This window comes from Mesorhizobium sp. M2A.F.Ca.ET.039.01.1.1 (assembly GCF_003998035.1).
Lineage (GTDB): Bacteria > Pseudomonadota > Alphaproteobacteria > Rhizobiales > Rhizobiaceae > Mesorhizobium.
In genome coordinates this window covers 1-9,381 of record NZ_RZRY01000203.1, presented here as the reverse complement: position 1 = coordinate 9,381, position 9,381 = coordinate 1, and the positions used below count along the sequence as shown (strand labels likewise).

The following is a 9,381-nucleotide window of genomic DNA, read 5'->3' as shown; positions in this document are numbered from 1 at the left end:
GTCGCCGCCTCGCTCATGCGGCGATACCCAGGCGCTTCTTGGCCTCGGCGATCGGCAGCGTCTCGCGCTCGCCCGACTTGCGGTTCTTGATCTCGACCTCGCCCGCCGCCACGCCGCGTGGGCCGACGATCACCTGCCACGGCAGGCCGATCAGGTCGGCGGTGGCGAACTTGCCGCCCGGCCGCTGGTCGGTGTCGTCATAGAGCACGTCCTTGCCGGCCGAGGTCAGCGCCGCATAGAGCTCGTCGCAGACGCGGTCGCATTCGGCGTCGCCGACCTTCATGTTGATCAGGCCGATGTCGAAAGGCGCCACCGCTTCCGGCCAGATGATGCCGTTCTCGTCATGGCTCGCCTCGATGATCGCCGCGACCAGGCGCGACGGGCCGATGCCGTAGGAACCGCCGGACGCATAATGGTCCTTGCCGTCGGGGCCGGTCACCTTGGCGTTCATCGGCTTGGAGTATTTCTCGCCGAAATGGAAGATATGGCCGACCTCGATGCCGCGCGCCGAAAGCCGGTCGCCTTCGGCGACCTTCTCCCAGGCAGCTTCGTCATGCATTTCGTCGGTGGCCGCGTAAGGCGTCGTCCATTTCGTCACGATGCCGCCGATCTCGGCATCGTCGGAGAAGTTGGTGTTCGCGCCCGGCACGTCGAGCGACAGATAAGCGCGGTCGCAGAACACCTGGCTCTCGCCGGTCTCGGCCAGGATGATGAACTCGTGGCTGAGGTCGCCGCCGATCGGGCCGGTATCGGCGCGCATCGGGATGGCCTGCAGGCCCATGCGCGTGAACGTCCTGAGATAGGAGACGAACATGCGGTTGTAGGCGGCCCTGGCGCCCTCGAAATCGAGGTCGAAGGAATAGGCGTCCTTCATCAGGAACTCTCTGCTGCGCATGACGCCGAAGCGCGGGCGCACCTCGTCGCGGAACTTCCACTGGATGTGGTAGAGATTGAGCGGCAGGTCCTTGTAGGACTTGACGTAAGCGCGGAAAATCTCGGTGACCATCTCTTCGTTGGTCGGACCGTAGAGCATGTCGCTATCCTGCCGATCCTTGATGCGCAGCATCTCCTTGCCGTAGTCGTTGTAACGGCCGCTTTCGCGCCAAAGATCCGCCGACTGGATGGTCGGCATCAGGATTTCCAGCGCGCCAGCGCGGTTCTGCTCCTCGCGGATGATCTGGCAAACTTTGTCCAGCACGCGCTTGCCCAATGGCAGCCACGAAAAACTGCCCTGCCCCTGCTGGCGGATCATGCCCGCGCGCAGCATCAGCCGGTGCGAGACGATCTCGGCCTCGCGGGGATTTTCTTTGAGAATGGGCAGGAAGTAGCGCGACAAACGCATGGACTGGTCCGTGAATGAAAATGGCCGCGCGGGGGAATCGGCGCAACCGAGGCTGCTTGCCCGGGCTTCATAGCCATTTCATGGCCGAATGGAAACCCGAGTGCCCCAAAGTATGGGGCCTTCTGCACCTTACCAAAAAGGCGATTTTGACCGCAAAGTGCCGCAAATGGCTTTTTGATCGATTCACAAGCAAGCCTTGCCGCACTATTGTGCAGTGCAGCACGATATTGCCCGTTTCCGGGCAAAATTCTTCGTGACATTTTCACCTGCCTTGGTCTAGTGTGCGCCGATAACCGAGAGGGCGGAGAAAAATCTGCTCTCCTACGCGGTCAAAGTCTTGGGAGGATGCGATCTAGGCGCGGTAACTCGCTGCCGCCGGACACCGGAAACGGATCGGACGCGTTTAAATTGCAAGGCCTCGTGCCTTGCATTTTTTTTGTGCAATCATCTGCTTAGCCCAGCCCTCTGCCAAACAGCTTGACAGTCCCGCGCTCGCGAAAATCGGAAGCCGGCTTCCGATCTCAACCCCTGCGCGCGCATGCTTCGCAATACTTGCGGAGACCGTGTTCTCAGCGTCAGTGATGGGTATTCGGACTAAAGTCCGGCATGATCCGCATGATGTCGTCGAAGCTGAATCCTAGCCCCATCGTCAGCCCGTAGAGAATACCCATCACGACCACCGTCACGACCGTCGCGCGCAGGAAGGCGCGCCGCATATGCGGCCCGCGCGGCGCGCTGGAAACCGTGCCAAGAGTGACATCCCTGTCGTCGTCCTGCGTGCGCAGGCTGAACGGCAGAACGATGAACAGCACCAACCACCAGGTGACGAAGAACAGCGCCGCGAACAGGACCCAGTTCATGCCTGCTCCAGTTCGACGAGCGTACCGAAGAAATCCTTGGGATGCAGGAACAGCACCGGCTTGCCATGCGCGCCGATCTTCGGGTGGCCGTCGCCGAGCACCCGTGCGCCGCTCGCTTTCAAATGGTTGCGGGCAGCCAGGATATCGTCGACCTCATAGCAGACGTGATGCATGCCGCCCGAAGGGTTCTTCTCGAGAAACGCCGCGATCGGCGAGGCATCGCCCAGCGGCTCCAGCAACTCGATCTTCGTGTTGCCGACATCGACGAACACCACCGTCACGCCATGCTCCGGCAGCGCCTGCGGCGCGCTCAATCGCGCGCCCAGCATATCGCGATAGGCAGCCATCGCCGCAGCCAGATCCGGCACGGCAAGCGCGACATGGTTCAGGCGTCCAAGCATAAAGCGCTCCGCTTTTAGGGGAGTAAGGGAGTAGGGCAGTAAGGGAGTAGGGAAAAAAGGCACAAGAAAGTAACCACTCATTCTTCCCTACTGCCCAACTGCCCTACTGCCCTACTCCCCTATTCCCTTGTTCGTCACCGCGTGACGAACACCGTCACCAGCGGCTTCTTGCCCCAGGCTTCGTTGGCGGCGGCGCGCACGGCGCGACGCACCGCTTCCTGCACCAGGTCGAGGTCTTTTCGACGCTGGCGCGGAATGGAGTCCACCGCGCCGATTGCCGCATCGAGCATCAGGTCTTCCAGCGTTTCGCCGCTGGCATCCGCCTCGGCCACGCCGATCGCCACCAGGTCGGGGTCGCCGGCGAGCTCGTATTTGTCGTCGAGCACGACATTGACCGCGACATGACCGGCGAAGGAGAGCTTGCGGCGGTCGCGTATGCCCATGGCCTGGTCGGTGCCGATCAAGAACCCGTCCTTGTACAGCCGGCCGAACGGCAGCTGGTCGATGATCGTCGCCGGGCCGGGCCAGAGTCTGAGCATGTCGCCGTCACGCACTTGCGCCACCTGGCCGATGCCCGACATCGACATCAACGAGCCTTGCGCCACCAGATGCGCCGCCTCGCCATGCACGGGAACGCCGATCTGCGGCCGCACCCATTCATACATCTTGCGCAATTCGCTGCGGCGCGGATGGCCCGACACATGCACCAACGCGTCGCCATCCTCGATGATCTTCATGCCGAGGTCGATCAGCCGGTTCTTGATTTCCAGGATCGCCCTCTCGTTGCCGGGAATGGTGCGCGAGGAGAACACCACCGTGTCGCCGGCCGTCAGCGCCACCGACTTCATCTCGTCGCGCGACAGCTTTGCCAGCGCGGCGAGCGGCTCGCCCTGGCTGCCGGTGCAGATGATCACCAGGTTCTCGCGCGGGATATAGCCATAGTCTTCCTCGGCGATGAACTCCGGCAGGCCATCCATGTAGCCGAGCTCGCCCGCCACGTCGATGACGCGCTTCAGCGAGCGGCCGAGCACCAGGCACTGCCGGCCGGCATCGCGCGCCGCGCGCGCTATCGAGACGATGCGCCCGACATTGGAGGAGAAAGTGGTGACTGCGACGCGGCCCTTGGCCTTCTCGATGACGCCCTTTAGGCCTTCGCCCACCGCCACTTCCGACGGCGACTCCCCTTCCCTCAGCGCGTTGGTGGAATCGCAGATCAGCGCCAGCACGCCCTTGTCGCCATAGGCGCGGAACCGCGCCTCGTCGGTCTTCGGCCCGATCGTCGGCTCCGGGTCGATCTTCCAGTCGCCGGTATGGATGACGGTGCCGGCCGGCGTGGTGATCGCCAGCGACATCGGCTCGGGAATCGAGTGCGCCACCGGAATGGCCTCGATCTCGAACGGTCCGATGGTGAATTTCTCGCCGGCCCGGTAGATGGACGCCGGTATCTTCGGCGCGTTCTGCTCGCCCTGCCGCTTGGCTTCGAGCAGGCCTGCGGTGAACGGCGTCATCCAGACCGGCGCCTTGAGCCTCGGCCAGATATCGAGCAGCGCGCCGTAATGGTCCTCATGCGCGTGGGTGATGACGATGCCGCGCAGGCCGTCGATGTTCTCCTCGATGAAGCGCGTATCGGGCAGGATGAGATCAACGCCGGGATGCGCGCTATCGGGAAAGGTGACGCCGACATCGACGACGATCCATTCGCGCGCATCAGCGGGCCCATAACCATAAAGGGCGAAATTCATGCCGATCTCGCCGACGCCGCCCAACGGCGCGAAAACGAGCTCGGCGTTTTCTCTATTCGCCATGAATTCTTTCCTTCCTGGCCGTCAGGCCAAGCCGTTGGAGCAATTCCGGGAAAACCGTAGTCAATGACTTCGTCCGGAACGGCGCAAAATAAAACTATACCCGGGCCGAGGCGACAGCGCCGAAATGCACGTCGCCCGCCGCGATCGTCAAAACCGATCCTTCATCGTCGCGGATCACGAAACGGCAGTCCTCGTCAATGGTTTCGAAGACGCCGCGCACCACATTGCCGTCAATTCTGACAGCAACCTCGCCGCCAAGCCCCGCCGCGCGGGCAAGCCAGTGTTTTCTGATGGCATCGAGCCCGCGCCCGTCGTCCCAGAGCCTGGCATTCTCGCTCCAGGCATCCGAAAGCGCCAGGAACAGCATTTCGGCATCGCAATCGGCGCCGAGCGCGCTGAGCGAGGTCGCTGGATAAGGCAAGTCCTCGGGATAAGCCGCGACATTGACGCCGATGCCGATGGCGACCGCGAAACGGCCGCCTTCCAGCATCGCCGATTCCAGCAGGATGCCGGCAAGCTTGGCGCCCGAGGCCAGCACGTCGTTCGGCCATTTCAGCTCGAAGCGGTTGCGCCCCTGGCTCGCGCCATCCAAGGCGACGGCGATCCGGCCTTTCGGCACGACGGCGTCGAGCGCGTCGGCCAGCGCCAGCCCCGCGACGAAGCCGAGGGTCGCTGCCAGCCGCAGCTCGCCGCCCGGAACCAGGAGCAGTGTCGCCGCAAGATTGCCTTCCGGCGTCGCCCAGGCGCGCCCGCGCCGGCCGCGGCCGCTCTCCTGCTTCTTCGAAACGACCCAGAGCTTGCCGGGATCGCCGGCGCGCGCGTGCTCCAGCGCCAGCGCGTTGGTGGAGCCGACGCTGTCATGCGCCTCGAGCCGGAACCCCTCCGACGCCGCGGTTGGAGCCAGCCGAAACGCCATCCCGTCAGAAGAAGGTCTTCGCGGCGGCTTCGGCGTAGCTGCCGATCGGTCCGCCGATCAGCACGTAGAACAGCACGAAGGCGCCGCTGACGCCGAGCACAAGGCGCAGCTCGCTGGCCATCGGAACGAAGCCGCCGACAGGCTCGTCGAACCACATGATCTTGATGATGCGCAGGTAATAGTAGGCGCCCACCACCGAGGCCAGAACGCCGATGATTGCCAGGGCGTAAAGATGCGCGTTGATGGCGGCGAGGAACACATACCATTTCCCCCAGAAGCCCGCGAGCGGCGGAATGCCGGCCAGCGAGAACATCAGGATGGTGAGGATGGTGGCCATGACCGGGTTGGTCGAGGCGAGACCGGAAAGGTCGCTGATCTGCTCGACATTGCCTTCCTTGCGGCGCATGGCGAGGATGAAGGCGAAGGTGCCGAGCGTCATCACCAGATAGATCAGCATGTAGATGGCGACGCCGCGCACGCCGGCCTGGCTGTTGGCGGCAAGGCCGACCAGCGCGTAGCCCATGTGGCCGATCGAGGAATAGGCCATCAGGCGCTTGATGTTGGTCTGGCCGATGGCCGCGAACGCGCCGAGCGCCATCGAGGCGATCGAGATGAAGACGACGATCTGCTGCCAATCGGCGGCGATCGGCTTGAAGGCGCCCATGGTGACGCGCACGATCAGCGCCATCGCCGCCATTTTCGGCGCCGCCGCCAGGAAGGCGGTGATCGGCGTCGGCGCGCCCTCATAGACGTCCGGCGTCCACATGTGGAACGGCACGGCCGAGATCTTGAAGGCGAGGCCGGCGAGCACGAACACCAGGCCGAAGACGAGGCCGAGCTGGCGCTCGCCGCTGCCAAGGGCCGTCGCGATCTCCTGGAAGCCGGTGTTGCCGGTGTAACCGTATACGAGGCTGATGCCGTAGAGCAGCATGCCCGAGGACAGCGCGCCGAGGACGAAATATTTCAGGCCCGCCTCGGTCGAGCGCAAATTGTCGCGGTTGATCGCCGCCAGCACATAGATCGCCAGCGATTGCAGCTCGAGCCCGAGATAAAGCCCGATCATGCCGTTGGCCGAGATCATCAGAAGCATGCCGAGCGTGCAGAGCAGGATAAGCACCGGGAACTCGAACTTGTCGAAATGCTCCTGGCGCGCAAAGCGCATCGACATCACCAGCGAAACCGCCGATCCGATCAGTGCCAGCATCTTCATGAAGGCGCCGAAGGCATCCTGCACGAAGGCGCCGCCATAGGCAGCGCCTTGCCCGCCGGAGAAGGCGAGCCAGAGTCCGGCCACCACCAGCACAAGGACGGCCAGGCCGGTCACGGTCATGGTGTTGTTGGAGCGCGAATAGGCTCCGATCATCAGGAGCACCAGCGCGCCGACAGCGAGGATCAGTTCCGGCGTCGAGAGTGAAAGGCTGGAGAGAAGGTCCGGCGTCATGGTCTATTCCCCGGTCAGTTCGCCGCCGCGGTCTGCGCGGAATTGATGGATGCGGTGACGTTGGTGACGAGCGCCTTGACCGATTGGGCCGTCGCGTCGAACACCGGCGCCGGATAAACGCCGAAGAAGATGACCAGCACCACTAGCGGGTAGATGATCGCCTTCTCGCGCGGCGAAAGATCGAGCAGGTTCTTCAGGCTGTCCTTGGTCAGCGCGCCGAAGATCACGCGTCGATACAGCCAAAGCGCGTAAGCCGCCGACAGGATGACGCCGGTCGCGGCGAAGAACGCCACCCAGGTGTTGACCTTGAACACACCGAGCATGGTCAGGAACTCGCCGATGAAGCCGCTGGTGCCCGGCAGGCCGACATTGGCCATGGTAAAGATCATGAAGACGGTGGCATATTTCGGCATGTTGTTGACGAGGCCGCCATAGGCGTCGATCTCGCGCGTATGCATGCGGTCGTAGATGACGCCGACGCACAGGAACAGCGCGCCCGACACGAGGCCGTGGCTGAGCATCTGGAAGATCGCGCCCTGCACGCCTTCCTGGTTCATGGCGAAGATGCCCATGGTCACGAAGCCCATATGGGCGACCGACGAATAGGCGATCAGCTTCTTCATGTCCTCCTGCATCAGCGCCACCAGCGAGGTGTAGATGATGGCGACGACGGAGAGCGTGAACACCAGCGGCGCGAACATCGCCGACGCTTCCGGGAACATCGGCAGCGAGAAGCGCAGGAAGCCGTACCCGCCCATCTTCAAGAGGATGGCTGCCAGGATGACCGAGCCCGCCGTCGGCGCCTCCACGTGGGCATCAGGCAGCCAGGTGTGCACCGGCCACATCGGCATCTTCACCGCGAAGGACGCGAAGAAGGCCAGCCACAGCCAGGTCTGCATGTTGGCCGGGAACTGATGCGTCAGCAGTGTCGGGATATCCGTGGTGCCCGACTGGAAGAACATCACCATGATGGCGAGCAGCATCAGCACCGAACCGGCGAGCGTGTAGAGGAAGAACTTGAACGAGGCATAGACGCGCCGCTTGCCGCCCCAGACGCCGATGATGATGAACATCGGGATCAGGCCGGCCTCGAAGAAGACGTAGAACAACACGATGTCGAGCGCGCAGAACACGCCGATCATCAGCGTCTCGAGGATCAGGAAGGCGATCATATAGGCCTTGACCCGCTTCTCGATCGCTTCCCAGGAGGCGAGGATGGAAAGCGGCATCAGGAACGTCGTCAGGATGACGAACAGCATCGAGATGCCGTCGACGCCCATGTGGTAGGAAATGCCCGAATCCAGCCAGGCGTATTTCTCGACGAACTGGAAGCCGGCCTGCGAATTGTCGAAGCCCTTCCAGATGAACAGCGACACCAGGAAGGTGAAAGTTGTCGTCGCAAGCGCGATGCCGCGGATGTTGCGGCGCGCGTTTTCGCTGTCGTCGCTGATCGGCAGAATGAAGAGAACACCAACCAGCGGCAGGAAGGTGACCAGCGAGAGGATTGGCCAGTCGGTCATCAGAGCATCATCCAGGTGACGAGAGCGGCCACGCCGATCAGCATGGCGAAAGCATAGTGGTAGAGGTAGCCGGTCTGTAGCTTGACGACGCGGTTGGTGACGTCGACGACGCGCGCCGAGATGCCGTCGGGGCCGAGCCCGTCGATGATCGTGCCGTCACCGGTCTTCCACAGGAACCTGCCGAGGCGCTTGGCCGGCTGAACGAACAGGATGTCGTAGAGCTCGTCGAAGTACCACTTGTTGAGCAGGAAGGCGTAGAGCAGGCGGTGGTTGGCGGCGACGCTGCGAGGCAGTTCCGGCGAGCGGATATAGAACTTCCAGGCAACCAGCAGGCCGATCACCATGGCCACGAATGGCGCCAGTTCCACCCAGAGCGGCAGCTCGTGGATCTCGTGCAGGATATGGTTGTCCGGCAGCGTGAACAGTGACGCCTTCCAGAATTCGGCATAGCCCTCGCCGATGAAGGCGCCGTGGAAGATGATGCCCGCGAACAGCGCGCCGGCCGCCAGAACATAGAGCGGCACCAGCATCACCGGCGGCGATTCATGGACATGATGCATGACCTCGTGGCTGGCGCGCGGCTCGCCGTGGAAGGTCATGAAGATCAGGCGCCACGAATAGAAGCTGGTGAAGCAGGCGGCGACCACCAGCAGGATGAAGGCAAAGCCGGCGACCGCATTGTGGCTGGCGAAGGAGGTCGCGATGATTGCGTCCTTGGAGAAGAAACCGGCGGTGCCGATCACCGTTGCCGGGATGCCGACGCCGGTCAGCGCCAGCGTGCCGACAATCATCATCCAGTAGGTGGTCGGGATCAGCTTGCGCAGCCCGCCCATCTTGCGCATGTCCTGCTCGTCGGACACCGCGTGGATGACCGAGCCGGAGCCGAGGAACAGCAGTGCCTTGAAGAAGGCGTGCGTGAACAGATGGAAGATCGCCGCGCCATAGGCGCCGACGCCGAGCGCCACGAACATATAGCCGAGCTGCGAGCAGGTCGAATAGGCGATGACGCGCTTGATGTCGTTCTGGACGAGGCCGACGGTCGCCGCGAAGAAGGCGGTGAAGGCGCCGATGAAGGTGACGACGGTCAGCGCCGAGT

Annotated in this window: 8 protein-coding genes; all 8 read right to left on the bottom strand. The window is 63.3% G+C overall.

Annotated features, from left to right (window positions below):
- Positions 1-13: 13 nt before the first annotated feature.
- Positions 14-1,342 carry a proline--tRNA ligase gene (gene proS / locus EOA24_RS17040; RefSeq protein WP_127409920.1) on the bottom strand — a complete coding sequence of 443 codons (1,329 nt, stop codon included), beginning with the start codon at positions 1,340-1,342 and terminating at the stop codon, positions 14-16.
- A 575-nt stretch (positions 1,343-1,917) separates the two neighbouring features.
- Positions 1,918-2,202 (bottom strand): DUF1467 family protein, encoded by a 285-nt coding sequence (locus EOA24_RS17035; protein ID WP_042643142.1) that lies wholly within the window; start codon positions 2,200-2,202, stop codon positions 1,918-1,920.
- The gene (mce, locus tag EOA24_RS17030; RefSeq protein WP_126082120.1) at positions 2,199-2,603 is read right to left on the bottom strand and encodes a methylmalonyl-CoA epimerase; all 405 of its coding nucleotides are present in this window, start codon (positions 2,601-2,603) and stop codon (positions 2,199-2,201) included. Before mce ends, EOA24_RS17035 begins: the two co-directional genes overlap by 4 nt.
- Positions 2,604-2,737: 134 nt before the next feature.
- On the bottom strand, positions 2,738-4,408 hold the full coding sequence (locus EOA24_RS17025; protein ID WP_126082119.1) for a ribonuclease J: 1,671 nt from the start codon (positions 4,406-4,408) through the stop codon (positions 2,738-2,740).
- Positions 4,409-4,502: 94 nt separating this feature from the next.
- Positions 4,503-5,324 carry a biotin--[acetyl-CoA-carboxylase] ligase gene (locus tag EOA24_RS17020; RefSeq protein ID WP_126082118.1) on the bottom strand — a complete coding sequence of 274 codons (822 nt, stop codon included), beginning with the start codon at positions 5,322-5,324 and terminating at the stop codon, positions 4,503-4,505.
- Positions 5,325-5,328: 4 nt separating this feature from the next.
- Positions 5,329-6,765, bottom strand: coding sequence for an NADH-quinone oxidoreductase subunit NuoN (gene nuoN / locus EOA24_RS17015; RefSeq protein WP_126082117.1), 1,437 nt, complete (start codon positions 6,763-6,765; stop codon positions 5,329-5,331).
- A 14-nt stretch (positions 6,766-6,779) separates the two neighbouring features.
- Positions 6,780-8,285 carry an NADH-quinone oxidoreductase subunit M gene (locus tag EOA24_RS17010; RefSeq protein ID WP_126082116.1) on the bottom strand — a complete coding sequence of 502 codons (1,506 nt, stop codon included), beginning with the start codon at positions 8,283-8,285 and terminating at the stop codon, positions 6,780-6,782.
- Positions 8,285-9,381, bottom strand: a 1,097-nt coding sequence (locus EOA24_RS17005) for an NADH-quinone oxidoreductase subunit L (protein WP_127409919.1), incomplete at its 5' end; no start/stop codon positions are given. The genes EOA24_RS17005 and EOA24_RS17010, both read right to left, overlap by 1 nt.